Below are 26,535 nucleotides of genomic sequence, written 5' to 3'. Positions count from 1 at the left end.
CACGATGGCGCTTCTTGAACTACAGAACCTGCGGGTCGAATTCGGCTCGGAAAAATCCCCGTTCACGGCTGTCGATGGCCTCGACCTGACGATTGCCGAAGGCGAAGTCGTCGGCATCGTCGGCGAGTCCGGCTCCGGCAAAAGCGTGACCTCGCTGGCGCTGATGGGACTGATCGATTATCCGGGCCGGGTCACGGCGACGCGCATGGCCTACGACGGTCGCGAACTGCAGAGCATGCCCGGGCGCGAACGGCGCAGCCTGCTCGGCAAGGATATCGCGATGATTTTTCAGGATCCGATGACCAGCCTCAATCCGTGCTTCACGGTGGCCTATCAGCTGATCGAAACCTTGCGCGTGCATCAGGGCGGCAGCAATGCAGTGATGCGTGCCAAGGCGCTGGCGCTGTTGCAGCAAGTGGATATTCCTGACCCTGAACGCCGCCTCGATGCGTATCCGCATCAGCTCTCCGGCGGCATGAGCCAGCGCGTGATGGTGGCCATGGCGATTGCCTGCAATCCGCGCCTGCTGATCGCCGACGAGCCAACCACGGCACTCGACGTCACCGTGCAATCGCAGATGCTGGAATTGCTGCTGCAATTGCAGCGTGACCGTGGCATGGCATTGATGCTGATCACGCATGACCTGAGCGTGATCGCCCAGACCGCGCAGCGGGTCGTCGTGATGTATGCCGGACAGGTGTTCGAGACCGGCCGCGTGCCCGACATTTTCAGTGCGCCGCGCCATCCTTACACGCAGGCTTTGCTGGCAGCGCTGCCCGAACACAATATCGGCCGTGCGCGCCTGCAGACCATTCCCGGTGTCGTGCCGGGTCAGTACGACCGGCCCGACGGCTGCCTGCTCAGCCCGCGCTGCGCCTATGCAACCGCGTTATGCCGCAACCAGCGGCCGGAGCTAACGGGTCCGGCTGAGGCGCAAGTGCGCTGCCATTTTCCGTTGGACGCCAGCGGCCAGCCCACCAACAACTGGCACAAGGAAGAGGTCGCACCATGACAGATGCCGTGGCACTGCTCGAAGCAAAAAATCTGGCCAGACATTACCCGGTATCGCAGGGTTTCCTGAGGCCGAAAGCCTGGGCGCGTGCGCTCGACGGCGTGTCGTTCACGCTGGTGGCCGGCAAGACGCTGGCCGTGGTGGGCGAGTCCGGTTGTGGCAAGTCGACGCTGGCGCGCCAGATCACGATGATCGAACCGCCCAGCGGCGGCGAGTTGTGGATGGATGGCGCCAACGTCGCCACGGCCGATCGCGCCACGCTCAAGCGCGTGCGTCCGCTAGTGCAGATGGTGTTCCAGAATCCGTATGCCAGCCTCAATCCGCGCAAGAAAGTCGGCGCGATGCTGGCCGAACCGCTCGAGATCAATACCCGTCTGAACAAGGCCGAACGGACAGCCAGGGCGCTATCGATGATGGCGCAGGTTGGCTTGCGGCCCGAGCACATCAACCGTTATCCGCACATGTTTTCCGGCGGCCAGCGCCAACGCATTGCGATTGCGCGCGCCCTGATGCTGGATCCGAAAGTGATTGTTGCCGATGAGCCGGTGTCGGCGCTGGATGTCTCGATCCAGGCGCAGGTGCTGAACCTGCTGATGGATTTGCAGCAAGCCAGCGGCGTGGCGTATCTGTTCATTTCCCACAATCTGGCAGTGGTCGAACATATCGCCGACGACGTGATGGTGATGTATCTGGGCAAGGCCGTGGAACACGGCAGCAAGGAAACCATTTTTGCCCGTCCGCTGCATCCGTACACGCGCGCTTTGCTGGCCAGCACACCGCGCATCGATCCGGCGCAGCGTCAGGAAAAAATTATTCTTACCGGAGAGTTGCCGTCACCGATAGCGCCGCCGCCCGGCTGCGCCTTCAACACCCGCTGTCCGTTTGCGCAGGAGCGCTGCCGCGTCGAAGTCCCTGCGCTGGTACCGTTCGATGGCCGGCTGGTGGCTTGTCATCGGGTTGCCGAGATCAGCTAGCGCGTTGCGGCCAAACCGGCGTCAGTCGCCGAACAGGTCGTCTTCACCGGTTCTTTTTTCGCGCGCTTCTTCGATCATGCGGCGGTCCTTGATACGTTTGCGGATAATGATCGCATGCTGTTCGGCGGTCATCGGCGGCGCAGTCATGATTTCCTTGAGCTGCGCGGTGTTGATGTAGTTGTTCTTATTGAGATGGTTCAATTCAAAGACTCCATTGAAAGTCGATCTGCAATAATTGCCCGCGAGGCTGCAGCGGGAGTCACTTCGTCAGCCTGTCCGTTTGCCTGCATTGGCCAGGGAATTTCTTGGACAGGCCTATTCTGCCACAAAGAACAGCACCAATACTGCGCCATTGCAGTGTGACGACTGGTGGCCCGCCATCCGCGCCGGCCTTCAGGCCGCGCCTGAAATTACCGCGCTGCGGCACCGCCGTTATCCGTGCCATTGCGCGTGTTAATTTTCTTTTCAGTGCAAATAGATTGCGTCGCAATGAATTGCAGGCAAAACAATTGCACGCGATCTTCTGCTGCGTCAACGCCGACCCCCTATGCGAAGATTATAAAATGCGTAATACTCGTCGCGTTTGCGTAAAGACAGGCAAAGTCCGGTTGGCGCGACACAAGTGCCCTTTTCGGCGCGTTCATCCGGCATGCATCGCCCCCATTACCCCTTTTGGAGAACTCAATGAATGAAGTCGTCATCGTCGCAGCCCTCAGAACAGCGGTTGGTAAATTCGGCGGCACGTTGGCCAAAGTTCCTGCCGTCAATCTGGGCGCGCATGTCATCAAGGGTTTGCTGGCACAGACCGGCATCGATCCGCGGCTGGTCAGCGAAGTCATCATGGGACAAGTGCTGGCCGCCGGTTGCGGACAGAACCCGGCGCGTCAGGCGCTGATCCATGCCGGCCTGCCGGACATGGTGCCGGGCATGACCATCAACAAGGTCTGCGGTAGCGGCCTCAAGGCCACGCATCTTGCCGCCCAGGCGATCTTCTGCGGCGACGCCGACATCATCATCGCCGGTGGCCAGGAAAACATGAGCGCGTCGCCGCATGTGCTCAACGGTTCGCGCGACGGTTTCCGCATGGGTGATGCAAAGTTGGTCGACACGATGATCGTCGATGGCTTGTGGGATGCCTTCAATCAGTATCACATGGGCACCACTGCCGAGAACGTCGCCAAGAAATACGAAATTACGCGCGCCGAGCAGGATGCCTTCGCGGTGGCTTCTCAAAACAAGGCCGAAGCCGCACAGAAAGCCGGCAAGTTCAAGGATGAAATCCTGTCCCTCGAGATCGCCAGCAAAAAAGGTAATTTCCAGTTTGATGCCGATGAATACATCAAGGCCGGTGCCACGCTCGAATCGCTGGCTGCCTTGCGTCCTGCCTTTGCCAAAGACGGTACGGTTACCGCCGGCAATGCCTCCGGCCTCAATGACGGCGCGGCCGCCGTGATGATGATGTCGGCCGCCAAGGCCAAGGAACTTGGCCTCACGCCGTTGGCCCGCATCAAGGCGTATTCGTCGGCTGGTCTCGACCCGAGCATCATGGGCATGGGTCCGGTCCCTGCCGCGCAGCTGTGTCTCAAAAAAGCCGGCTGGACGCACGCCGACCTCGACTTGATGGAAATCAACGAAGCCTTCGCTGCCCAGGCCATTGCGGTCAACAAGCAGATGGGTTGGGATACCAGCAAGATCAATGTCAACGGTGGCGCGATTGCCCTGGGTCATCCGATTGGCGCATCAGGTTGCCGCATCCTGGTGACGCTGATCCACGAAATGATCCGTCGCGATGCCAGGCGTGGACTGGCCAGCCTGTGTATCGGCGGCGGCATGGGCGTGGCACTGGCCATCGAGCGCTAAGACTTCAGTCAGTTACAATCCAAAACCTAATGGTTTTAAACGTAAAACAACAGGAGACAAAAAATGGCACGTGTAGCACTGGTTACTGGCGGTATGGGGGGGTTGGGCGAGGCCGTTTGCGTCAAGCTCGCGGCACTTGGATATCAGGTCGTGACGACCTATTCACCTGGCAATAACAAGTCGGCTGCCTGGTTGGCAGAAATGGAAAAGCTGGGCTACAACTTCCGTGCCTATTCGTGTGATGTCGCCGATTATGATTCGGCGGCAGCCTGTGCAGCGAAGGTCGCGGCCGAGATCGGGCCGATTGATGTGCTGGTCAATAATGCCGGCATTACGCGTGACATGACCTTCAAGAAAATGGACAAGCCGAACTGGGATGCGGTGATCGGCACCAACCTCGATTCCGTGTTCAATATGACCAAGCCGGTGTGTGATGGCATGGTCGATCGCGGTTGGGGTCGCATCATCAATATCTCGTCGGTCAATGGTCAGAAGGGCGCATTCGGGCAAACCAACTATTCGGCCGCCAAAGCCGGCATGCATGGTTTTACGAAGGCGCTGGCGCTGGAAGTGGCGCGCAAGGGCGTCACCGTCAACACGATCTCGCCGGGCTATATCGGTACCAAGATGGTGATGGCGATTCCGCAGGAAGTCCTCGACAGCAAGATCATTCCGCAAATTCCAATGGCGCGCCTGGGCAAGCCCGAAGAAGTTGCCGGACTGGTGGCTTATCTGGCGTCGGATGAAGCCGCATTTTTGACCGGTGCGAATATCGCGATCAATGGCGGACAGCACATGTGTTGATGGCTGAGCAGACATAAAAAAGGCGTCACCCTGAACGGGGTGACGCCTTTTTTTATGGCCCGGATCAGGCCTGACGGGGATTGTCGACCAGCGCCTGCAATTGTTCGACCAGTGCCGGCATGCGCAGATAGCCGGCGGTGACCATGTCGAGCTGGCCATTGCGTTCCAGTACCAGCATTGGGAAGCCATCGATTTTCCAGGCCTTGGTCTGGACAAAATCGGCATGTGTGGCGAGCACGATTTTTTCCGATGCCCACAGGGTTTCGAAGGCGTCGGTGTCGGTTGGTACACCGGCGTTTGTTAGCGCAGTGCTGGCAATGTCGGCCAGTACGGCGCTCTGTGTCACATCGCGCCCGTCGACATAAAACGCCTGCTGGATGGCCGTGAATACGGCTAGCGTTACCTGCGGTGCCAGCGTGCGGGCGGCGACGACGGCGCGGCAAGCAGGTTCCGTGTTGTAGACAAAACCGGGCTGCTCGATGGCATGGTCGGAAAACGGCAAGCCGCTGGTCTCGTGGACTTTTTTCCAGTGCGTCATCAGCTCGGCTTTCATGGGCGCATCCATGCGGTCGCTGTTATAAGCGCGCAGTCCGCCGAGCACAATCTCGACCGGCAGGCCAGGCAAACCGTCGAGCAGGGCGGTCAGTTCAGGACCGAATCCGTAACACCAGGAACACATCGGATCAGCGATATAAATAAGGTTGGGCATCGACATGCTCTTTCAGAAGGGAGGTCAGCGAAGTGTACGGGACGGTGCCTCTGCCGGCAGAATAATTTGAGGCAGGTTAACCTGTGGCTGATGGTACGTGGTGCACCGTTGTGCTGCGGCTACCCGGTATTGATTTTTGGTCTCTGGTTCGACTAGCATTAAAAATCCGGAAAAATGATGGGTTTCAGGTGTAAGCAATCCATCATGCTCCGCGACTACGCTTCAGTTTCACCGCAAGCCCTGTTGAATTACTCCACTTCACTTTTAAAGGAAATAATCATGAATGCTCGTCAAGCCCTGTTCGCTACTGCCCTGTCCGCAATGTGTGTTGCCGGCCTTTCTACCGTTCACGCCGCCACTGCTGCGGCTGACAAGGAAAAATGTTTTGGTATCGCCAAAGCCGGCCAAAACGATTGCGCCTCCGTCACCGGTAGCCATTCCTGCGCAGGCCAGGCCAAGAAGGATATGGACGCCAGTGAGTGGAAATACGTCGCCAAGGGCACCTGCGAAAAAGCCGGCGGTACACTCGCTGCTCCCAAGTAATCCCCCCGTTCCGATGTCATCCTATCCTGCTCCGGGCCAGGCCCTGTTTGGCGCGTCCGGTGTCGGGATCGGATTGCGGGCACCGCACTACCGGGATTTTCTGGCGCAGCGTCCCAAGGTCGACTGGCTGGAAGTCCACACCGAAAATTATCTTGATGCCGGCAGCTGGGATGCGCATGTACTGGACCAGCTGCGGCAGGATTATCCGATCAGTTTGCATGGTGTCGGCCTGGGTATCGGGTCGGCAGCGGGCTTTTCGGAGCAGCATTTGCAGCGGGTCTGCGACACGGTGCGCCGCGTCGACCCGGTGCTGGTGTCCGAGCATCTGTGCTGGGGTGCCGTCGATGACCGGCATCTCAATGACTTGCTGCCGATGCCGCTGACGCCTGCCGCATTGCAGCTGGTGTCGGAGCGGGTCGACCGGATCCAGCAAGCGCTCGGTCGCCGCCTGCTCATTGAAAACGTCTCGACGTATTTGCGCTTTCGCGCCGATACGATGACCGAGACCGAATTCCTTGCCGCACTGGTCAGTCGCACCGGTTGCGGCATTCTGCTGGACCTCAATAATCTCTACGTCAACCAGTGCAACCACGGCGAAGATGCGCTGGCGGCGCTGGCCGAGGTGTCGGCCGGCAGCATTGGCGAATTTCATCTGGCCGGACATCTGGTGACGCCGGATGCCGTGATCGACCACCATGGTGATCGCGTTGCGGCACCGGTCTGGGCGTTGTACCGCGCGGCACTGCAGCGCTTCGGCCCGATCGCCACCTTGATCGAATGGGACACCGACATTCCGGACATTACCGTGCTGCTGGATGAAGCCCGACGCGCGCAGGACATCGTTGCAGAGATGCACTTGCCACCGCCGTATCCGTCGCTCTCCGTCAGCCAGGGCCGGATGGCAGCCGCTTTGCTGGACCATACGGTCGAAGCCGACGCCATTTCGCTGTTCAATGGAGATGCCCAACTGGTGAGACAGCGTCTTGCGTTGTACCGTGGCAATCTCACAGCGACCTGGGACAAGGCGCTCGCTGCGGCGTACCCGGTCTTGCAGGCACTCGTCGGCGAAGAATTTTTTGCGGCGCTCGCGCGTGCCTATGGCAAGCAGCAACCGTCCACCAGCGGTGATCTGAATCAGGTCGGTGAAGGCTTTGCCGATTTCCTTGCGGATTTTGAGCATGTTGCCGCTTACCCGTATTTTCCCGATATGGCACGTACCGAATGGGCGGTGCATCGCGCCCATTACGCCGCAACCGCGGCCCCCTTCGATCCTGTCGTGCTGGCGACCTGGACACCCGATCAGTTCGATCAGGCCCGTTGCCACTTGCATCCGGCCTGCCGTTTGCTGGCGTCGCGCTGGGCGATTGCCGATCTGTGGCAGGCCCATCAACCCGACAGTGCAACGCCGTTTCCGGAGGCGCTCGATGTGCCTTGCTTGATGCTGGTCGCGCGGCCGCAGTGGCGCGTGGTGTTGCTGCCACTCAGTCCGGCTGCCCACGCTGCATTAAGTCTGTTGCAGCAAGGCGCCACGCTGGGTGCAGCAGTGGATGCGGCGCTGGAGATTGACGCTGGTTTTGATCTGGGCGCGCACTTGCAGCAATGGCTGCAACAGGCAGTGCTGGTGGCCATCGATCCCTAATCCCTTTTCAATGGAGTCATGAATCATGGAAAGTTTCTTTCGTCTGCATCGCCGTATCGCGAGTTTTGATCAGGTCCTTGTTACGCTTGGCGGCGCGCTGATCGCACTGGCCATCCGCCTGTATGTCGGCTGGCAGTTCTTTAAATCCGGTCTCGTGAAAATCGGTGACTGGGATGCCACGCTAGCGCTGTTCCGGGATGAGTACCACGTGCCCTTGCTGCCACCCGAACTGGCCGCCGTGATGGGGGCAGGCGGCGAGCTGGTCTTTCCGGTGCTCTTGTTACTAGGGCTGTTTTCGAGACCGGCTGCCATCGGATTGTTCGTGGTGAACCTGATGGCCGTTCTGTCGTATCCACAACTTTTCATGTTTGAATGTCCTGCCGCGGTGAACGACCACGCTTACTGGGGTGCGCTATTGCTGGTGCTGATTGCGTATGGTCCCGGTAAGGCATCGGTCGATGGCTGGCTCGATGGTCGTGTCAAGACCTGACCCAGGAGGTCAGGCGTGGCTGGGTCGAGGTACGAAATTCCAGGTTGGTGATGCCCAGCGCACCGGCCGGACCGGTCAGAAAAGCAAGGCCAGGTTTGACCGGGAATAAAAAATTATCGCGCAGGTAAATATCGGTGTGGCAGTTCGCACTGGCGTTGTACAACTGCGGTTTGATTTCCTGCCAGACCGCTTCGCTGACCCATCCGTACAGGAACAACTGGTTCGGATATAGCGCGCTATCCGAATCGAGATAGCCTTTCTGGCCGGCCTGCAACGCGGGATGGGGCGGCGGCCCATCGCCGATAGACAGGTCGATCCAGCCATCGTTGAGCGGGTACGCCTGTTCGCTTTCATAGCTCGATGGCTTGAGCAACAGTTGCCATTTGCAGCTGAATTCGGCGCGTTTTTCGAGTCCGTATTTTTCGCTCCACATGGACAGACCATCGCTGACGGTCAACTGGGTACGGATAATCTGCCCCACCAGCGATGGCTCGTGGGCGCGCACGGTATCGAGGTTTTCATGCAGATTCCAGAACAGCCATCGCGTGCGTTCCGCGTCCGACATGTGCGCCAATGCGGACAGCGCTTGCGTGCCGTATGGTTCCAGTGCACGCATCACGTCGCGACGTAATTTTTCGTTTAATTCTTCGAGCTCAGGTGCAGATTTCCGGGCAGCTTCGGGTTTCATCAACGACTCCAAAAAGAGGGTTTCGATGAGTCAGTCTAGGAGACATTCCTGAAACCACAATGTGTCATCCGGTCTGTTTAGTTACCACCATTGAGCTGATTGGCCAGCGAGGCGGCGCGCTCCCGGCCTGCCGGGCTGAGCGTGATGTGCAGGCTGCCGCTATGGACGAACAAGGTTTTTTCACGTTTTAGTGTTGCCGAAAAATTGTTCGAGTCATGGCAAGCTTGTTCCTTGCAGACTGCGCGTATGGTATCGAGCGTCGTGTGGTCGGCACCCATCAGCGCATGAGCATGGGCCACCAGCAGCGCTGCATTGACGGTCTTGTTGGCCATGTTGTTACCTGGAAGATTTTTTAGTAGCTGCAATTTGCCATCGGCCTGCGTGTACAGGTTGGCGAATTTTTCCAGCGCTTGCGGTGCCAGCGTCGCGCTAGCCGGGCTGGTCGTACCGATGGTGTCGATGCCGTTACGCCATTTGGCACCCGTGGCGACGACTTGGCAAATCACGGTTTTCAGCCGGTTCAACTGGTCAGCGACGAATGATTCGCTGCCTTCGATTTCTATGATTCCTTCGCGTGCCGACACCACGACACGTGCCTTGCTGGTGGAAGAATCCATCTCTTCACCGACCTTAATTGACATGACATTCCCATCGAAAAATATAAAGGATGATCGCTGCCGCCTGAAAGAAGGTGACGTGCGACGTGTGATTGCATTTTCAGTGACGACACCGGCAGGGTTCGGAGCACGACTCCTTTTCCGGTCACCGCCAACTATTGGTTCGAACGATTGCTTATTTATAAGTAAATTAGGCAGAACTTATTTTGATAAACCGCAATCAGCGCATGTGGAATGGTTGGATTCAAGCCGTAAGTGCTAGTTGCAGCTTTAGGTGGCGATGTTGCCGGGTTGGTTCGGTCGGTTGTGCAATTTTTCTGCAGCCAGAACAGGGGATTGATCGGTGTCAATCGGGGCCTGTTCCGCCGGTGAATGCAAATAGAGCAATTACAGCTGGCGCGCCTTGAAGGTATCGCAATCGTTCACGATACCGGTAGCGATGCCGCGCTTGAACCAACGTACCCGCTGTGCCGAGGTGCCGTGCGTGAACGAATCGGGGACGACTTGTCCCTGCGCCTGGCGTTGCAGCGCATCGTCGCCGATGGCGGTGGCGGCATTGAGCGCGGTCTCGACATCGCCGCGTTCGAGAATGCCGCGTGCCTCGTTGGCATGGAAGGCCCAGACGCCGGCGAAGCAGTCGGCCTGCAATTCCATGCGGACCGATAGCGCATTGGCGCGGGTCTGGGTCGCCTTGCGGCGGGCCGCATCGACCTTGCCTGAAATCCCCATCAGGTTCTGGACGTGATGGCCGACCTCATGGGCAATGACATAGGCTTGGGCGAATTCGCCTTCGACCTTGAAGCGCTCGCGCATCAGCTTGTAAAAGCTCAGGTCGATGTAGACCTTCTGGTCAGCAGGACAATAGAACGGACCGGTAGCACTTTCCCCCTGGCCGCAACTGGTCGATGTCCTGCCACTGAAGAGGACCAGTTTGGGTTTGACATAGTTGCCGCCCTGCGCGCGGAACTGCGCCGTCCAGACGTCTTCGGTATCGGCCAGCACGACCTTCACGAAACGCGCGGCTTCGTCGTTGGCAGGTGGTGCTTTGGCAGGTGCCTGCTGGCTGGGCGCACTGCCGCCACCGCCGCCACCACTGAGCAGGTTGATCACGGTGGCCGGATTGATGCCAAAAAAATAGGACGCCACCAGTGCAATGGCAATGGTGCCGATGCCGACCGAGCGTCCGCCGAAGCCGCCACCGCCGCTGTCGCCACGGCGGTCTTCCACATTGTCGCTCTCGCGATTGCCATCCCATTTCATGACGATATCCTTCCGGGTGATTGTGTGATGGTACGGGTCACGACGCCGGCATGATCCGCCGGAACGTCAGGTTCACGCGTGCGCTGCACGCCGCGCGTGATTTGTCGACAGCGTGTTTCCAGCAGCGCTGTGTTGCCCCCGCCATCAGCAGCAGGCTGCCATCGGTCAGTGCCAGCAGCGTGGTCTTCAGTTCCGGCCGGGTCTTGTGCTTGAGCTTGAAGACCCGCGTTGCACCTAGGCTCAATGATGCAATCACCGGTGCCGGACCGAGACTGGCTTCATCATCGCTATGCCAGCCCATGCTGTCCTGCGCATCGCGATACCAGTTCAGCAGCACGCTATTGAAGCGCACGCCGGCGAGGTGTTCGATGTCTTGCCGGAGCTGCGCCAGGAGCGGTGTCCATGGCTGCATCGGCAAGGTCAGTCCGGAATACGTGTAGGCCAGTCCGGCATCCCCGTGCGCGGCGACCAGTCGCGGCTGCCAGTGCTGCCGGCCAAACAGCGTGATCTGTTCGTGGCGCCAGTCGGTGCTATCGATCAGTTCGCGCAGCAGCAAGTTGCAGTGCGCGGCCGGATACAGATCGCGCTGGAAGCGCACATCCGCATCCGGTAAGGGCAGTTGCTCAAGGCCGCGACCGGCCTGTGCAAACAGATCGTTCATTCCGATTGGCCGGGCTTCACGTGGATGCGTACGCCGCTGAGACTGACCACCTGGCCTGCGCGGATCTTGCAGGTCTTGCGCAATTCCTGCTGGCCATCGACCGAGACATTGCCGCCGGCGACGACCATCTTGCCGGCACCGCCGCTGTCGCAAATACCTACCAGTTTCAGCAGCTGGTTCAGTTCGACGAATTCATCGTTCAGTTCAAAATCAATTTTTTGCATCGTGTTTCCATCAAACGTGAGAGTCAGGCAGCGATCACGAACAGCGCGATCACGCAGCCATAGCCGACCACCCAGGCCAGCGAGCGCAGGGTCGGCTTGTTAGCAAGGTAGAGCACCGTGTACAGGATGCGCGCGGCAATGAAGGCCATCGCTAAGCCGTCGACCTGCAGTGGATTGGCATCGAGCTGCTCGGCGATCAGCACCGCGACGGCGAAAAACGGGAACGCTTCGAAGTGATTGCGATGGGCGTAATCGGCGCGGCGATGAAAGCCGGTCTGCTTTTCCATGAAGGCGCGCGGCTCGGCATTGTCGTAGCCGCGCAGTCCGGCCTTGGCGATGGCCGTGGTCAGCACCGGCATCAGGCCGGCAATCAGTACACACCAGTAAGCGATAGTCATGTCAGCCTTTTTTTGTGGAAGGTGAATCAGGTAAATTCTCGATGGCTACCGGCACCAACTCATCGGCCGGCACAAAGCCGAACAGGCGGCCATAAAAATACAGTTCGGCTTCGAGCGCACGGCGGATATTCTCGGCGCGCCGGAATCCGTGGGCTTCGCCTTCGAAGCGGATATAGGCGACCGGCAAGCCCTTCTCGCGCACGGCATCGAACATCAGTTGTGCTTGTGCCGGCGGGACTACACGGTCTTCCATGCCCTGAAACAGAATCAGCGGACTGGTCAGCCGGTCCGTGAAATGGATAGGGGAGCGCGCCACATAAATATCCTGACGTGCCGGATACGGACCGACCAGGCTGTCGAGGTAGCGCGATTCGAACTTGTGACAATCGCGCGCCAGCGTTTCGAGATCGCTGACGCCGTAATAGCTGGCACCGGCCTTGAAGAGCTCATGGAAGGTCAGCGCTGCCAGCGCGGTATAGCCGCCGGCACTGCCACCGCGAATGGCGAGTTGCTGTTCGTCGGCCGCGCCGTCGGCGACCAGGAAGCGCGCGGCATTGAGGGCATCGTCGACATCGACCACGCCCCAGTTGCCATTGAGCCGGTGACGGTAGGCGCGGCCATAACCGGTGCTGCCGCCGTAATTGACATCGACTACCGCGAAGCCGCGGCTGGTCCAGAACTGGATCGCGAGGTTTAGCGTGGCACCCGCTGCCGAGGTGGGACCACCGTGGTTGAACACCAGCAGCGGCGGCTTGCGGCCGGCCGGTGCGGCGTAATCGCGGTTGGCCGGCGCGTAGTAAAACGCGTGGGCGTGGCGCCCGCCGGTGGTCGGGAACGTGATGGCGCGCGGCACCGACAGATAGCCGGCATCGACATCGAGAGAAATTGCGCGCTTGAGAATCCGGTGCTCGCCGGTCTGCAGATCAAGCCGCACGATGGCATCCGACCGGTCCGGTGCGCCGCCGATGAAGACCACAAAATCGGGACCAACCTGCAAGTCGCTGATCTTGCGAAACGGCGTGGCGATGTTGGTCAATATGCCGCTATCCGGATCCAGCACGGCCAGTTGCCAGTCACCGTCCTGGACATAGCTGCAGACAATCCGGCCGCTGCCATCAAAGCCATAGGTCGAGATACCGACATTCCACAAGGGCCGGCCGAATTCGGCGGCCATCGGACACAGTGCCTGCACCGTGTCATCGTGCAGGCGATACAGGTTCCACCAGCGGCTTTGCTCGGAGACGAAATGCAGTTCGCCCGACGGTGACCAGGCCGGCTGGAAGATCGGGTCATCGATGCCGCCGGCGATCTTGCGCGGCGTGCCGAGGCTGCCGTCGACGGCCACGCTGGCGCACCATAAATCAGTGCCATCCCACGGCATGTTCGGATGATCCCAGCTCAGCCATGCCAGCTGGCTGCCATCGGGACTGAGGCGTGGCGATGCGTAAAAATCATGACCTTCCAGCAGCACGGTTTCGCTGCCATTGGCGAGGCTGATCGCGACGAGGGTATTGATGGCTTCGCGGGTGGTATCGCCGTGGTCTTCGCGGATCGCGATCAGGCGATGGCGGGAGCGATCGAGGACCGCATCGGCGAAGCGCATTGCGCCGCTGGTAGTCAGCGCTTGCGGGGCATCGTTACCTTGCTGCCGGTACAAGCGCTGGTCGGCGTGATTCGAAAAGTACAGCACGTCACCATCGATGCACACGGCACCGCCGCCGTACTCATGGACGCGACTGCGGACATTGAACCCGGCCGCAGTCAGATCGGCCGTGCTGCCATCGGCGGCATGCCGGACGATGACGCTGCGGCCCTGCTCGCGCGCGCGTCCTTCGATCCAGTAAATTGCATTGCCGGCGATGGCCGGCTGGTCCAGCCCGACCGATTCAGCGACGATGGCGGCCGAGGTGATCGGCGAAAGCCAGGCACCGTACGGTGTGATGGTGTGCTGGCTGTTGTGCGGTGCTGTGCTCATCGGGGTTTCCTGTGACTGGGTCGGTTTTTTGTTGGACTGCGGCGCATCGATACGTGCACCGGCATCACTGCGGTGCCGGCGCGATCATTTCCACGTAGTCGTACAGCGCACCGAGGATTTCTTCGCCGCGGGTGTCGGCCTGTTCGGACAGCTGGTCGATTTCACCGAACAGGATGTCGACGGTGCGGGCACCGTCGCTGCCTTCGAACAGGCGATCGCTGCGGTGCTGTTCCCAGCGTTCGGCCTCGGCGGCATCGAGCGTGTCGGGGAAGTTGCGCGCGCGGTAGCGGAAAAGAAGTTCTTCGAGTCGCACGTCGTCAAAGCCCGGGTGAGTTTTTGCCAGTACTGCCGGCGACAGCGCCCTCAACTCGGTCAGCTTGCGCCGGTCGCCATTGCCGACGAAGCCGTTGTACAGGTCTTCGTCGACATCCGGCGTGGCTTGCGCCGGACGCTGGAACACCTGCTTCCAGAGCGCGTCCATGTCACCGAGCGTGGCGGCGAGGGTGGCATGCCGGTGGGCCTGCTCCAGATCGATCTGCCATTTTTCTGCCATCGCCGGCGACAGGGTTTTCAGGTTGCCGACCACCATGGGCGACTTGTTCAGGTGGATGGTCTTGATCGGCAAACGGGTCACGCCTTCGGGTAGGTCGGCACTGCGCGTGAACATACGCAGGCGGATCGACTCGACATCCAGCGTGGCCAGTTCGGACGGGTCGCGGGACAGGTCCCAGCCGATGACTTCGTTCTTGTTGGTCGGGTGCGTGGCCAGTGGCCACATGACACCGAGGCAGCCGCGCTCGGCCGGGAACATGCCCGATACATGCAAAAAAGGTTTGCGTGCCGGCAGGCCGATCTCGGCGCTGACGCGGTCTTTCTTGTGTAACGCGAAGCAGAAGTCGAACAGCTTGGGCTGCTGCGTGCGGATCAGTCGCGCCAGTGCAATCGTGGCGCGCACATCAGACAGCGCATCATGCGCGGCCGCATGTGCAATACCATTGGCCTTGGTCAGCAGTTCGAGGCGGAAGCTCGGTTTGCCTTCATCGTTCATCGGCCAGTCGATACCGTCGGGACGCAGTGCATACGTCATCCGCACGACATCCATCAGATCCCAGCGACCGCACTGGTTTTGCCATTCGCGGGCGTACGGATCGATCAGGTTGCGCCAGAACAGGAAGCGCGTGATTTCGTCATCGAAGCGGATCGTGTTGTAGCCGACCCCGACGGTGCCGCTGGCGGAAAACGCCGCTTCGATGGCGGCGGCAAACTGGTATTCGGGCAAGCCGCGCTGCAGGCATACCTGCGGCGTGATGCCGGTGATCAGGCAGGATTGCGGATCGGGTAAATAGTCATTGGCCGGCTGGCAGTACAGCATGATCTCGTCGCCGATTTCATTGAGTTCGGCATCGGTGCGGATGGCCGCGAATTGCGCCGGCCTGTCGCTGCGGGTGTTGACGCCGAAGGTTTCGTAGTCGTGCCAGAGAAAAGTGTGTGATGACATCGTGATCCGCAGTCCGTGTTGATTTAATCCGATTTGGCTAACAGCGTGAAATGTTCGACTACCGGTGCGCTAGCGAAGAACGGGCCGACCAGTGCGCGCCATTCCTGAAAGGCGGCCGATTCGCGGAAATCGACGGTATGGTTTTCGAGGGTTTCCCAGTAAATCATCAGCACGTAACGCTCGGGCGATTCGACGCTTTTGTTGATCTTATAGCCGCGAAAGCCGGTGGCGTTGCTGATGGCCAGTGCGACGCCGCGCTTGATGGCGATATCGAAGTCAGCTTGTTTGCCGGGAAGGATGCGGATATCTGCGAGTTCGAGAATCATGATGGCCTGACGGTAGCTTGGAAAGCGCTGATTATCCCACCGAATTGCATGGCGACGACAGCGACGATCGACGTTGGGGCAGTATCATGGCGCAGGTTTTTTTATTGGACAGGGATGGTATGGCGAAGATCGATGATGTCGTGTTGCGACAAAAGGAGGGGGCCCGGTTTGTCATCACGGCACCCATGCTCGGCTTGAACGAGCAGCAGTTTGATTTGCTGGCCAGCGGCTGGGTTGAAGATGGCGGTCCGGGTTTCGAGGTGGCCGGCGTGCCGCACCGCACCTGCATCGATGGTGAATTTTTCATCAACCGGATTACGGTAGTGAAGTCGACTGCGGAGTAGGCCAAGTTACCCCGGTGCCGCATTAATATGCTGTGCATCGGGCACACAAACAAAAACGGCTCACATTGCTGTGAGCCGTTTCAAGCAATTACCTTCAATTGCATCCAACTTATTCGTGGTAGGCCGTGCGGGATTCGAACCTGCGACCAACGGATTAAAAGTCCGCTGCTCTACCAGCTGAGCTAACGACCCGAAAGACCGAGATTATAGGAACTCAAGATGGATCTGTCAAACCTTGCGGTCTAATTGACTAAACTATTTTGCGGTGACCTGCTGATCCCATCGGATCGGCAGGTTCATCGCGGTCAGCGCATTGTAGCCAGGCGTTCTTTTGCGGTCTGGGCAGCCGGTGATGACGGATATTGCGCCACCAGGGTTTCAAGGGATTTCTTGGCCGCCGGACGGTCTTTCAGCTCGGCATAACAACTTGCGATGTTGAGCAAGGCGTCTGCTGCTTTCGGATTTTCCGGATAGTTCTTGACCACGACCTGCTGTGCGGTGATCGCATTGCGGTAATCACGTTGTGCATAGTAGGTCGTCCCCAGAAAATACTGAGCCGACGGTGCAAAGCCGGATTGCGGATAGCGCCGCATGAAGTCGGTGAACGCTGCGCCGGACGTCTTGTAGTCGCCCGCCTTGAACAGTGCCAGTGCGGCTTCGTACGTCTTCTGTTCGGCCGGCTCGACGCTCGTTTCTTTGCCATCGACAGTCATCTTTTGCGGTTCAAGCTTGCGCAAGCGTGTGTCGAGATCGACGTAGAAATCCTTTTGGCGCTGCTGCGTGTTGGCCACTTCATTGGTCAACACTTCCAGTTGCCCGCGCAACTTCGCCACTTCCTGACGCAGTTGCTCGTTCTGGCTGGCGACATCGAGCAGGCTGTTCTTGTCGGCCTTGGTGTCGAGCTTGATGTCGGCATCGCGCCGGACACTGTCGATGCGGGCCCGGATATCAAGAATGGCCCTGCGCGCTTCGTCATCATCGAACAGTCCGGCTTGTGCAGGCAGAGTGAAAGAGGACACCGCGGCCAGCATGGCCACGGCACACAAGGATTTTCCGAAGCGCGTCATGGCAATCAATAGACGATGTCAGCGCGACGGTTTTCAGCGTAGGCGGCTTCGTCGCTGCCGGTGGCTTTAGGCTTTTCTTTGCCCAGCGAAACGGCTTCGAGCTGGCTGTCTGCTACGCCCATCAGACTCATTGCCTGACGCACTGCTTCGGAACGCTTCTGGCCGAGTGCCAGGTTGTATTCGCGGCCACCGCGATCATCGGTATTGCCCTGGATGATGATCTTGCGTGACTTGTTGGCGCTGAGGTAGCGGGCGTGGGCTTCGAGGACCGACTTGAATTCGGCTTTGACGACATAGCTGTCGTAGTCGAAGTAGACGCTACGCTTGGCCAGCACGCCTTGCGGGTCGTTCAATGGATCGGTCGAACCGGCATTGACCGGATTGACGGTACGGGTGTCAGCCGGAGCGGCCATGGCGGCGCTACCCGAACGATCTTCGACCGGAGGCTTTTCATCCAGCTTGGTGGATGAGCAGGCCGAAAACAACAAGGCACTGGCGGCGACAACGGCAAAGGTCGATAAGTTACGCATTTACTTCTCCTGGTAAAGACAAATTGACTGATTGAAATAAGGACTGAAATCTTATTTGATGAATGGGCCCCAGGTCGGCTCGCGGATGTCGCCGGCCTGCGTAGTCAGGCGTTGTTTCACCCGACCGTCGACGGATACTACCGCAAGCGAGCCACGTCGCCCTGATTCGGTGGCGTACATGATGTACTTGCTGTTCGGTGAAAAGCTCGGCGACTCATCTTTGGCAGAGTCTGACAGACGTTGTTCCTGACCATTAGCGAGGTCCATCGCATATAACTGGAATCCGCTGTCGCGGCGGGAAATAAACGCCAGTGTTTTGCCATCCGGCGAGACGCGCGGGCTGATGTTGTACGAGCCCTTGAACGTCACGCGCTGGGCATCGCCACCGCTGACCGGCATCTTGTAGATTTGTGGTCCGCCGCTACGATCGCTGGTGAAATAAATGCTTTGGCCATCAGCCGAAAACTGCGGTTCAGTGTCGATGCCGCTGCTGTTGGTTACGCGGCGCAAGCCTGTCCCGTCGGCATTGACGATATAGGACTGGGTCAGGCCGTCACGTGACAAGGCAATGGCCAGCCGGTTGCCATCGGGCGACCACGATGGTGCCGAATTGCTGCCCTTGTAATTGGCCAGCACGGTGCGTTGGCGTGTCACCAGGTTTTGCACGTAGACCACCGGTTTTTTGTTTTCAAATGAGACATAGGCGACACGGGTGCCATCGGGCGACCAGGCCGGCGAGATGATCGGCTCGTTCGAACGTAAGGCGACATTGGTGTCTTCGCCATCGGCATCGGCCACTTCGAGCCGGTACTCTTTGCCGGACTTGGTGACGTAGGCAATGCGGGTGGCAAAGGCACCGCGCACCCCGGTCAGTTTTTCATAGATGTCATCGGCAATCTTGTGGGCGGTGACCCGGGTGCGGCCTTCCGGTGCAGTCAGGGAGAGCGCCGATAGCGGCGCGCTCTTGATCATGTCGAGCAGCTTGTAGCGCACGTCGAAGCGGCCATCGGCCAGACGCTGCACGCTGCCCACCACGAGCGCATCGGCGCCGCGGGATTTCCAGTCGGCGTAATTAATGTCGGAGGTTTCGGACATCGTGCCGGCATCGATGATTTTGAAGTACCCGCTGCGCATCAGGTCGGCCTTGATGATGGTGCTGACTTGGGCTGGTGCGATCGATTCATCGGCGAAGGTGGCGATGGCGATCGGAATCTGGTTGGCACCGACGCCGGCGATGTCGACGCGCAATTGGGCATGGGCTGCGGTGGCAAGTACCAGACCAAGCAGGGCGAGGGCAGAGAAGAGAGTTTTTTTCATTGGCTGATCAATCTTTGGGTTTGTGGGACACGGTGAAGCCCGAAGGCGCCGTACCCGATTTATCGGCAGGGAAGGGTTGTGATTTTTCAATTGCACGGCGAACGGCTTCATCGAAGCCCGGTATGCCGGAGGTTTTCAGTTTGCGTATGCCACGCACCGTGCCGTCGGGCAGTAGCTCAACCGCATACTCGACTGGCGGGTTGCCTTCGATGTCTTCCGCGCCATTGAACACGGTATTGGAGCGGATTTTTGCACCGACTTTCTGGATGTAGCTCGGGTCGCCGCGCGGTCCCTGGCTTTTTGGTGCATCGCCGCTGCCGCCCGGACCAACGGCGCCGCCGGCGATACGCTTCATTTCTTCGTCGCGGATCCTGGCCAGTCGCTTGTCGTCGATCTCGTCTTGCTTGCGTTTCTTGTCGAGTTCGGCTTTTTTCAGGTCAGCCTTTTCCTGTGCTTCCTGCTTTGCCAGTTTATCCAGCTTGTCCTGCTTTTCCTTGGCGTCGAGCTTGGCCTGTTGTTCCAGTTTTTCTTTCGCTTCGAGCTTATCTTGCTTGTCTTTCTCCAGTCGCTTTTCCTTGTTCAGTTTTTTCAGTTTGTCCTGGCGCTCTTCTTCGAGGCGCTCTTTCAGCAACTCGGCCTTGCGCTTTTTTTCCTGCTCCAGCGCGATCTCGGGATCGATCACCGGCGGCTTGACGACGGGTGCGACTTTTTCAACGGGCTTGGGCGGCGCGACCGGCTCCGGAACTTCCTTGACGACGGGTTTCGGTGGTTGCTCGGGTTCAGGTTCAGGCTGCGGCTTGGGCGCGGCTTCTCGCACCTGCGGGCTCCAGACTTCGGCTTCGACAACCAGCGGCGACTCGTTTTGCCAGCGCACGCCTATCCATAGCATGACCAGCAGCGCGCCATGCACGGCCGCAGCCAGTGCGATCGCGCGCCAGCGGCCGGGTTCCTTGGGTATTACATACTGTGCAACCGGTTTCATGACCATCTCAGGACTTGGTCGCGAGGCCGACGCGTGTGATGCCGAACTTCTTGGCTTCGGAAATGAGGCTGATGACTTCTTCGTAGCGACTATCCCTGTCGCCGGAAATCATGACCGGCATGTCCGGGTTGGCTTCATGTAGCGCTTTGAGTCGTTCCAGCAAATCCTTGCGGCTGGTGGTCGTCTCTTGTTTGGCTGCGGTATTTTTCTGGCCATTGATGCCGATCGTGGATGCGGCGTCAGGCTTCAGTGAAATCTGAATGTATTCCGATGGCGGCAGCGATGATTTCTCGGCGGTCGGCAAATTGATGACACCGGGATTGGTAATCGGCGCGGCCACCATGAAAATAACCAGCAGCACCAGCATCACGTCGATGTAGGGAACGACGTTGATGTCGGCCTTGAATTTGCGGGTGCGGCTGCTGCGCATGGATGAACTCATGATCAGCGCGCCTGACGTTGCAGGATATTCGAGAACTCTTCAACGAAGCTTTCGAATCGGATCGACAGGCGGTCAACGTCATGCGAAAAGCGATTGTAGGCAACGACGGCGGGAATCGCTGCGAACAGGCCGATGGCGGTCGCGACCAATGCTTCGGCGATACCCGGAGCGACGGCCGACAAGGTCGCTTGCTGAACATTGGCCAGGCCGCGAAAGGCATTCATGATGCCCCAGACCGTACCGAACAAGCCCACATAGGGCGAGACCGATCCGACCGATGCGAGGAATGACAAGTGGGATTCGAGCGCATCCATTTCGCGCTGATAGGCAGCGCGCATGGCGCGTCGTGCGCCGTCGATGAGCTGGCTGGCGTCGCCGGGATTGCGGTTCGATAGCGATGCCTTGCCCTTGTTGAATTCGCTCATGCCTGCAGCAAAAATGCGTTCTTGCGCACCTGTTGCACCTTCGTTGCGCCGGCGATTGGAAGCGGCGTCCTGGTACAGCGTGTTGAGATCTCCGCCGGCCCAGAAGGCGCGCTCGAATTCTTCGGTCTGCGCTTGCGCATTCTTGATTGAAAAGGCCTTGCGGAAAATATACGTCCAGCTCATGACCGAGACAGTCAGCAACAGGGCCAGTACCAATTGCACCAGTATTGAGGCGTTGGCGATGAGGGAAACAAAAGAGAGATCTTGGGTGACGGTCATTGATGGTCTGTATGGTAGCGGTTGTTGTTGATCGGGATAATCGCGTTCATTGCTGGATACGATCGAGTACCTGAGGTGGAATCGCGCTCGGGCGGAAGCTTGCACAATTGACGCAGCCTACCTTGATACGGCCGACTGCCAGCAGAGTCGAACCGGCCGGCGTGATTTTCCACGCTTCCTGCAAGAACTCGACAGAAGCGCGTCCAAGGCGTTGGACCACGACCGTGAGTTTCAGTTCATCATCTAATTTTGCCGGGGCTTGATAGTCGACGCTGGTACTTTTCACGACGAACATGACGCCGTCTCCCTCGGAAAGCAAGCGTTGTCCGATGCCTGCGGCGCGCAGCCATTCGGTGCGGGCACGCTCGAAAAACTTCAGGTAATTGGCGTAGAACACGACGCCACCGGCATCCGTGTCCTCGTAGTACACCCGTATCGTCCAGCTATACGGTGCCGGTGCACCATTGTCCGGCGTCGACTCGGAGGGCATGTGCATCGGCAACACTCCTTATTGCGTACGCTTAATGGTAAACGGCGAAAAGCCCTGACAGGTTGGCATCATCTCGACGTAATTGATGTTGACGTGTGCTGGCAGCGTGGCAATCCAGAATGCGGTTTCGGCGATATCTTTTGCATTCAGCGGGACCGTACCCTCGTACACTTTCGCTGCTGCCTCGTCATTGCCTTTCATGCGGATATTTGAGAATTCAGTGCCACCGGACAGGCCCGGTGCAATATTCGACGCACGTACGCCGGTACCAACCAGGTCGGCCCGTAAATTTATCGTGAACTGATCGACGAAAGCCTTGGTAGCACCGTAGACATTGCCACCCGGATAGGGGTAGGCGCCGGCAGTTGATCCGATATTGATAATGGTCCCGCTGCCGCGCTTGACCATATCGGGCAACATCAAACGGGTCATGGTGACCAAGCCCTTGCAATTGGTCTCTATCATGGTCTCCCAATCGTCGAGAGAGGCTTGCTGGGCGGGCTCAACGCCCAATGCCAGGCCGGCATTGTTGATGAGAACATCGATGTCGCGCCACTCTTGCGGCAGTCCCGCGAGGGCGGCTGTGATTGTTTCCTTGTCGGTCACGTCCATCTCTACGGCAAGTACGCTGGCACCGAGTTCAATCTTGAGTTCGTCAAGGCGGTCGCGACGGCGGCCGGTGGCGATGACACGGTGGCCGTGGGCGACGAATTTGCGCGCCATTTCTGCACCAAAACCTGATGTAGCACCCGTAATTAAAACGATCATGGAGTTTCCTTTTAGTCGTGCCATTGAAGAAAGACCAAAATTGTAGCTGAATCCTTTGCACGCTTCGGACCCGATTCTGAGGTGCCTTGCTGAAACCGGCAGGTTCACTTACAATTTCGTACCATTTCTACTCACGTGACTGGCGAAAAGTTGGCTTCTAATACAGAGGCGAGCGATAAGGTGGATACCACCGGGGAACGTGAGTTTTTCATCAGCCGTTCGCCTGGGCAGCCCAAAAATGGAACGCACGACTGAGGCTGCCCGTCATCTTCTATTGGCCCTCAGTTGACTCATGCAATGTTAAATTGCACGTTCATCAATTGGAGTATGTCATGTTCGATAAAAACCAAACCATTGCCAAAACTGATCCGGAATTATGGGCTGCCATGCAGCTGGAGACCGCGCGTCAGCAAGATCACATCGAGTTGATTGCGTCAGAAAACTACACGTCACCTGCTGTGATGGAAGCGCAAGGGTCGCAGCTAACTAATAAATACGCAGAGGGCTATCCCGGCAAGCGCTATTACGGCGGTTGCGAATTCGTCGACATGGCAGAAACATTGGCGATTAACCGGCTCAAGGCGTTGTATGGCGCGGAAGCCGCCAATGTGCAGCCGAACTCCGGATCGCAAGCTAATCAGGCGGTCTTCTTTGCGGTATTGAAACCGGGCGACACCATCATGGGGATGTCGCTGGCAGAAGGCGGTCACTTGACGCACGGTATGCCACTGAACATGTCCGGGAAATGGTTCAGCGTCGTTTCATATGGTCTCAATGCGGCCGAAGAAATTGATTACGAAGCCATGGAAGCATTGGCACGCGAACATAAGCCAAAACTGATTATTGCCGGTGCATCTGCCTATTCGCTGCGTATTGACTTTGAACGGTTTGCAAAAATAGCCAAAGAAGTGGGCGCCTATTTCCTTGTGGATATGGCGCATTACTCCGGGCTGATTGCTGCCGGCGTTTATCCAAACCCTGTTCCACACGCGGATTTTGTGACGTCGACAACGCACAAGTCATTGCGTGGCCCGCGCGGTGGGATCATTTTGATGAAAGCCGAATTCGAAAAAATGATCAACTCGGCAATCTTCCCAGGTATTCAGGGTGGACCGTTGATGCATGTGATCGCCGGAAAAGCGGTCGCGTTCAAGGAGGCATTGGAGCCGGAATTCAAAACGTATCAGCAGCAAGTGATCAAGAATGCCGACGCATTGGCAAAGACACTGATCGAACGTGGCTTGCGTATTGTGTCCGGACGGACTGAATCGCACGTCATGCTGGTGGATTTGCGCTCAAAGAAAATTACCGGCAAGGAGGCAGAAGCGATCCTCGGCTCCGCGCACATGACCTGCAACAAGAATGCGATTCCAAATGATCCGGAAAAGCCATTCGTGACATCCGGGATTCGTCTCGGTAGCCCTGCGATGACAACGCGTGGTTTTACCGAGATCGAGGCGATTAAAGTGGGGCATCTTATTGCTGATGTGCTGGATAATCCTCACGACGCCGCGACCATAGAACGGGTTAAGGTCGCAGTGCAGCAGTTGACCAGCGCATTCCCTGTCTACGGTTGAAGTAATGAATGATGCCAGGAAGCATCCTGGCATCAAGAATAATAAAGCCCGCTTCATGTGTTCTTGTAGTTTTCAACGGATGGTAATTGTCGAATGAAATGCCCATTCTGTCAGCATGACGACACGCAGGTGCTTGATACGCGCGTGTCAGAGTTAGGTGATGCAATTCGCCGTCGTCGCCGTTGCGTCAAGTGCGAAAAGCGCTTCATTACCTTCGAACGTATTGAGCTGGTAATGCCTGCTATTGTCAAAAAAAGCGGAAGCCGTACAGAGTTCGATTCAATCAAGTTGCGAAGCAGTTTGATGTTGGCGCTGCGAAAGCGCCCAGTGCCGGCTGCAGCAGTTGATGCTGCGGTCCACTGTATCGAAGAAAAAATTCGAACTAGTGGAGAGCGGGAAATTACATCCGGTCACATTGGCGAATTGGTGATGTATGAGCTGAAAAGCCTAGATAAAATCGCCTACATACGATTTGCGTCGGTCTACAAAAGCTTCGAAGACGTGGCTGAGTTCCAGGCAGCGATCGCGGAAGTCGCGCATGAGCGCAAGGCAGACCCAAAGTCGTGACTATTATTCATATCAATGCCTTGCCAGCTCCGACGAGAATTTGATATAGTTCGGCTCCCGTCGAAAGGCGGGAATGGCAGGGGTTCGGAAGTTGATTGCGGCAAGTGATGTGGCAGCGACGTTAGCGCAAGAAGGCGACGGAACTGGGGTTTTGCTGGAAATTAAAAGCAGAACGCGCCAACGAAAAGGTTGACGCCAACATCGCAAAGCAGCATAATCTTGTTTCTCTGCAGCAGACAAACAAAACGCTTTGTCAGCAGCACACAAGACGGCACGGTCGGTGAGGGTAATCGAAGTGTTGTGGATGGTGCGGTAAGTTCTTTAACAATTAACAGTTGATAAGTGTGGGCACTTGGTGGAAGTGCACTGTGGTGACTTAGGTTGCTACGGAGTCTTTACATATAAGCAAGTGCTCACGAAGAAATATAGGAAAGATTGAAAGATTGATCCTGTCAGTATTTTGAGTGAGCGACCGGTCAGCGATGACCATGTCCGAGAGGACATAAAACACAGAGATTAAACTGAAGAGTTTGATCCTGGCTCAGATTGAACGCTGGCGGCATGCCTTACACATGCAAGTCGAACGGCAGCACGGGGGCAACCCTGGTGGCGAGTGGCGAACGGGTGAGTAATATATCGGAACGTGCCCTGGAGTGGGGGATAACGCAGCGAAAGTTGCGCTAATACCGCATACGATCTACGGATGAAAGTGGGGGATCCGCAAGGACCTCATGCTCGTGGAGCGGCCGATATCTGATTAGCTAGTTGGTAGGGTAAAAGCCTACCAAGGCGACGATCAGTAGCTGGTCTGAGAGGACGACCAGCCACACTGGAACTGAGACACGGTCCAGACTCCTACGGGAGGCAGCAGTGGGGAATTTTGGACAATGGGGGCAACCCTGATCCAGCAATGCCGCGTGAGTGAAGAAGGCCTTCGGGTTGTAAAGCTCTTTTGTCGGGGAAGAAACGGTTCATCTTAATACGGTGGGCTAATGACGGTACCCGAAGAATAAGCACCGGCTAACTACGTGCCAGCAGCCGCGGTAATACGTAGGGTGCAAGCGTTAATCGGAATTACTGGGCGTAAAGCGTGCGCAGGCGGTTATGTAAGACAGATGTGAAATGCCCGGGCTCAACCTGGGAACTGCATTTGTGACTGCATGGCTAGAGTGTGTCAGAGGGGGGTAGAATTCCACGTGTAGCAGTGAAATGCGTAGAGATGTGGAGGAATACCGATGGCGAAGGCAGCCCCCTGGGATAACACTGACGCTCATGCACGAAAGCGTGGGGAGCAAACAGGATTAGATACCCTGGTAGTCCACGCCCTAAACGATGTCTACTAGTTGTCGGGTCTTAATTGACTTGGTAACGCAGCTAACGCGTGAAGTAGACCGCCTGGGGAGTACGGTCGCAAGATTAAAACTCAAAGGAATTGACGGGGACCCGCACAAGCGGTGGATGATGTGGATTAATTCGATGCAACGCGAAAAACCTTACCTACCCTTGACATGGCTGGAAGCTTTGAGAGATCAGAGTGTGCTCGCAAGAGAACCAGTACACAGGTGCTGCATGGCTGTCGTCAGCTCGTGTCGTGAGATGTTGGGTTAAGTCCCGCAACGAGCGCAACCCTTGTCATTAGTTGCTACGAAAGGGCACTCTAATGAGACTGCCGGTGACAAACCGGAGGAAGGTGGGGATGACGTCAAGTCCTCATGGCCCTTATGGGTAGGGCTTCACACGTCATACAATGGTACATACAGAGGGCCGCCAACCCGCGAGGGGGAGCTAATCCCAGAAAGTGTATCGTAGTCCGGATTGTAGTCTGCAACTCGACTGCATGAAGTTGGAATCGCTAGTAATCGCGGATCAGCATGTCGCGGTGAATACGTTCCCGGGTCTTGTACACACCGCCCGTCACACCATGGGAGCGGGTTTCACCAGAAGTAGGTAGCTTAACCGCAAGGAGGGCGCTTACCACGGTGGGATTCGTGACTGGGGTGAAGTCGTAACAAGGTAGCCGTATCGGAAGGTGCGGCTGGATCACCTCCTTTCTAGAGCATGCGCGGAAG

Annotated in this window: 29 protein-coding genes, 1 tRNA gene, 1 rRNA gene and 1 riboswitch; of the genes, 11 read left to right on the top strand and 20 right to left on the bottom strand. The window is 57.8% G+C overall.

What is annotated here, in order from left to right; all coding sequences use genetic code 11:
- Positions 1-4 precede the first annotated feature (4 nt).
- Positions 5-1,012: an oligopeptide/dipeptide ABC transporter ATP-binding protein gene (locus RHM62_RS18080; RefSeq protein ID WP_322123412.1), complete on the top strand. Its 1,008-nt coding sequence runs from the start codon at positions 5-7 to the stop codon at positions 1,010-1,012.
- Positions 1,009-1,986 (top strand): peptide ABC transporter ATP-binding protein, encoded by a 978-nt coding sequence (locus tag RHM62_RS18075; protein WP_322123411.1) that lies wholly within the window; start codon positions 1,009-1,011, stop codon positions 1,984-1,986. Before RHM62_RS18080 ends, RHM62_RS18075 begins: the two co-directional genes overlap by 4 nt.
- 21 nt (positions 1,987-2,007) lie before the next feature.
- On the opposite strand, the gene RHM62_RS18070 is transcribed toward RHM62_RS18075, so the two are convergent.
- Positions 2,008-2,187: a hypothetical protein gene (locus RHM62_RS18070; protein WP_322123410.1), complete on the bottom strand. Its 180-nt coding sequence runs from the start codon at positions 2,185-2,187 to the stop codon at positions 2,008-2,010.
- A 483-nt stretch (positions 2,188-2,670) separates the two neighbouring features.
- Here RHM62_RS18070 and RHM62_RS18065 point away from each other — a divergent pair, with 483 nt between their 5' ends.
- Together RHM62_RS18065 and phbB are read left to right on the top strand one after the other, a co-directional pair.
- Positions 2,671-3,846 carry an acetyl-CoA C-acetyltransferase gene (locus RHM62_RS18065; RefSeq protein WP_322123409.1) on the top strand — a complete coding sequence of 392 codons (1,176 nt, stop codon included), beginning with the start codon at positions 2,671-2,673 and terminating at the stop codon, positions 3,844-3,846.
- A 63-nt stretch (positions 3,847-3,909) separates the two neighbouring features.
- A complete protein-coding gene (gene phbB, locus RHM62_RS18060; RefSeq protein WP_322123408.1) occupies positions 3,910-4,650 on the top strand; it encodes an acetoacetyl-CoA reductase in 741 nt (246 codons plus the stop codon).
- Between the two features lie 64 nt (positions 4,651-4,714).
- Here the strand turns inward: phbB and RHM62_RS18055 are convergent, their stop codons facing one another.
- Positions 4,715-5,359, bottom strand: a complete 645-nt coding sequence (locus tag RHM62_RS18055) for a DsbA family protein (protein WP_322123407.1) — start codon at positions 5,357-5,359, stop codon at positions 4,715-4,717.
- Between the two features lie 279 nt (positions 5,360-5,638).
- Between RHM62_RS18055 and RHM62_RS18050 the strand changes: the two genes are divergently transcribed.
- Genes RHM62_RS18050 through RHM62_RS18040 form a run of 3 tightly spaced genes read left to right on the top strand, consistent with a single transcriptional unit; the run spans position 5,639 to position 8,031 of the window.
- A complete protein-coding gene (locus RHM62_RS18050; RefSeq protein WP_322125444.1) occupies positions 5,639-5,902 on the top strand; it encodes a DUF2282 domain-containing protein in 264 nt (87 codons plus the stop codon).
- A 13-nt stretch (positions 5,903-5,915) separates the two neighbouring features.
- Positions 5,916-7,541: a DUF692 family multinuclear iron-containing protein gene (locus RHM62_RS18045; protein ID WP_322123406.1), complete on the top strand. Its 1,626-nt coding sequence runs from the start codon at positions 5,916-5,918 to the stop codon at positions 7,539-7,541.
- Between the two features lie 25 nt (positions 7,542-7,566).
- Positions 7,567-8,031, top strand: a complete 465-nt coding sequence (locus tag RHM62_RS18040; RefSeq protein ID WP_322123405.1) for a DoxX family protein — start codon at positions 7,567-7,569, stop codon at positions 8,029-8,031.
- Here RHM62_RS18040 and RHM62_RS18035 read toward each other — a convergent pair.
- From RHM62_RS18035 to RHM62_RS17995, 9 genes are all read right to left on the bottom strand, one after another.
- A complete protein-coding gene (locus tag RHM62_RS18035) occupies positions 8,021-8,719 on the bottom strand; it encodes a hypothetical protein (protein WP_322123404.1) in 699 nt (232 codons plus the stop codon). The two genes, RHM62_RS18040 and RHM62_RS18035, sit on opposite strands and share 11 nt — an antisense overlap.
- Positions 8,720-8,796: 77 nt before the next feature.
- Positions 8,797-9,360 carry a hypothetical protein gene (locus RHM62_RS18030; RefSeq protein WP_322123403.1) on the bottom strand — a complete coding sequence of 188 codons (564 nt, stop codon included), beginning with the start codon at positions 9,358-9,360 and terminating at the stop codon, positions 8,797-8,799.
- 363 nt (positions 9,361-9,723) lie between these two features.
- Complete coding sequence (locus RHM62_RS18025) at positions 9,724-10,596, bottom strand: neutral zinc metallopeptidase (protein WP_322123402.1); 873 nt, start codon at positions 10,594-10,596, stop codon at positions 9,724-9,726.
- Between the two features lie 37 nt (positions 10,597-10,633).
- The gene (locus RHM62_RS18020) at positions 10,634-11,257 is read right to left on the bottom strand and encodes an alpha-ketoglutarate-dependent dioxygenase AlkB (RefSeq protein ID WP_322123401.1); all 624 of its coding nucleotides are present in this window, start codon (positions 11,255-11,257) and stop codon (positions 10,634-10,636) included.
- A complete protein-coding gene (locus tag RHM62_RS18015) occupies positions 11,254-11,481 on the bottom strand; it encodes an RNA-binding S4 domain-containing protein (protein WP_322123400.1) in 228 nt (75 codons plus the stop codon). Before RHM62_RS18015 ends, RHM62_RS18020 begins: the two co-directional genes overlap by 4 nt.
- 23 nt (positions 11,482-11,504) lie before the next feature.
- Positions 11,505-11,879, bottom strand: a complete 375-nt coding sequence (locus RHM62_RS18010) for an MAPEG family protein (RefSeq protein ID WP_322123399.1) — start codon at positions 11,877-11,879, stop codon at positions 11,505-11,507.
- Between the two features lies 1 nt (position 11,880).
- Positions 11,881-13,854 (bottom strand): S9 family peptidase, encoded by a 1,974-nt coding sequence (locus tag RHM62_RS18005; protein ID WP_322123398.1) that lies wholly within the window; start codon positions 13,852-13,854, stop codon positions 11,881-11,883.
- Positions 13,855-13,918: 64 nt separating this feature from the next.
- Positions 13,919-15,352, bottom strand: a complete 1,434-nt coding sequence (gene sbcB, locus RHM62_RS18000; protein ID WP_322123397.1) for an exodeoxyribonuclease I — start codon at positions 15,350-15,352, stop codon at positions 13,919-13,921.
- Between the two features lie 23 nt (positions 15,353-15,375).
- Entirely contained in the window at positions 15,376-15,678 is a 303-nt protein-coding gene (locus RHM62_RS17995) for an antibiotic biosynthesis monooxygenase (RefSeq protein ID WP_322123396.1), read from the bottom strand.
- 119 nt (positions 15,679-15,797) lie between these two features.
- On the opposite strand from RHM62_RS17995, the gene RHM62_RS17990 reads away from it, so the two are divergent.
- Complete coding sequence (locus tag RHM62_RS17990) at positions 15,798-16,022, top strand: hypothetical protein (protein WP_322123395.1); 225 nt, start codon at positions 15,798-15,800, stop codon at positions 16,020-16,022.
- 116 nt (positions 16,023-16,138) lie between these two features.
- Here the strand turns inward: RHM62_RS17990 and RHM62_RS17985 are convergent.
- From RHM62_RS17985 to RHM62_RS17945, 9 genes are all read right to left on the bottom strand, one after another.
- Positions 16,139-16,214: transfer RNA gene (locus RHM62_RS17985), tRNA-Lys, on the bottom strand.
- A 113-nt stretch (positions 16,215-16,327) separates the two neighbouring features.
- Positions 16,328-17,089: a tol-pal system protein YbgF gene (ybgF, locus tag RHM62_RS17980; RefSeq protein ID WP_322123394.1), complete on the bottom strand. Its 762-nt coding sequence runs from the start codon at positions 17,087-17,089 to the stop codon at positions 16,328-16,330.
- Between the two features lie 5 nt (positions 17,090-17,094).
- Positions 17,095-17,619, bottom strand: a complete 525-nt coding sequence (pal, locus tag RHM62_RS17975; RefSeq protein WP_322123393.1) for a peptidoglycan-associated lipoprotein Pal — start codon at positions 17,617-17,619, stop codon at positions 17,095-17,097.
- A 51-nt stretch (positions 17,620-17,670) separates the two neighbouring features.
- Positions 17,671-18,936 (bottom strand): Tol-Pal system beta propeller repeat protein TolB, encoded by a 1,266-nt coding sequence (gene tolB / locus RHM62_RS17970; RefSeq protein WP_322123392.1) that lies wholly within the window; start codon positions 18,934-18,936, stop codon positions 17,671-17,673.
- Positions 18,937-18,943: 7 nt separating this feature from the next.
- Positions 18,944-19,918 (bottom strand): cell envelope integrity protein TolA, encoded by a 975-nt coding sequence (gene tolA / locus RHM62_RS17965; RefSeq protein WP_322123391.1) that lies wholly within the window; start codon positions 19,916-19,918, stop codon positions 18,944-18,946.
- A 7-nt stretch (positions 19,919-19,925) separates the two neighbouring features.
- A complete protein-coding gene (locus tag RHM62_RS17960) occupies positions 19,926-20,363 on the bottom strand; it encodes an ExbD/TolR family protein (protein WP_322125443.1) in 438 nt (145 codons plus the stop codon).
- A complete protein-coding gene (gene tolQ / locus RHM62_RS17955; RefSeq protein WP_322123390.1) occupies positions 20,363-21,064 on the bottom strand; it encodes a protein TolQ in 702 nt (233 codons plus the stop codon). The genes RHM62_RS17960 and tolQ overlap by 1 nt, the downstream gene beginning before the upstream one ends.
- A 46-nt stretch (positions 21,065-21,110) precedes the next feature.
- Complete coding sequence (gene ybgC / locus RHM62_RS17950; protein ID WP_322123389.1) at positions 21,111-21,560, bottom strand: tol-pal system-associated acyl-CoA thioesterase; 450 nt, start codon at positions 21,558-21,560, stop codon at positions 21,111-21,113.
- A gap of 12 nt (positions 21,561-21,572) precedes the next feature.
- Entirely contained in the window at positions 21,573-22,322 is a 750-nt protein-coding gene (locus tag RHM62_RS17945) for an SDR family NAD(P)-dependent oxidoreductase (protein WP_322123388.1), read from the bottom strand.
- Between the two features lie 125 nt (positions 22,323-22,447).
- Positions 22,448-22,558, top strand: a riboswitch (ZMP/ZTP riboswitch).
- Positions 22,559-22,654: 96 nt separating this feature from the next.
- On the opposite strand from RHM62_RS17945, the gene glyA reads away from it, so the two are divergent.
- The 3 genes from glyA to RHM62_RS17930 all read left to right on the top strand — a co-directional run bounded on the left by glyA (position 22,655) and on the right by RHM62_RS17930 (position 26,517).
- A complete protein-coding gene (gene glyA, locus RHM62_RS17940; protein ID WP_322123387.1) occupies positions 22,655-23,899 on the top strand; it encodes a serine hydroxymethyltransferase in 1,245 nt (414 codons plus the stop codon).
- A gap of 93 nt (positions 23,900-23,992) precedes the next feature.
- Complete coding sequence (gene nrdR, locus RHM62_RS17935; protein WP_322123386.1) at positions 23,993-24,466, top strand: transcriptional regulator NrdR; 474 nt, start codon at positions 23,993-23,995, stop codon at positions 24,464-24,466.
- Positions 24,467-24,984: 518 nt separating this feature from the next.
- Positions 24,985-26,517 (top strand): 16S ribosomal RNA (locus RHM62_RS17930).
- The last annotated feature ends 18 nt before the right edge of the window (positions 26,518-26,535 follow it).

The organism is Actimicrobium sp. CCC2.4 (assembly GCF_034347385.1).
Lineage (GTDB): Bacteria > Pseudomonadota > Gammaproteobacteria > Burkholderiales > Burkholderiaceae_D > Actimicrobium.
Note: the sequence above shows the minus strand (reverse complement) of the source record. Positions and strands in the feature narration are given on the sequence as shown.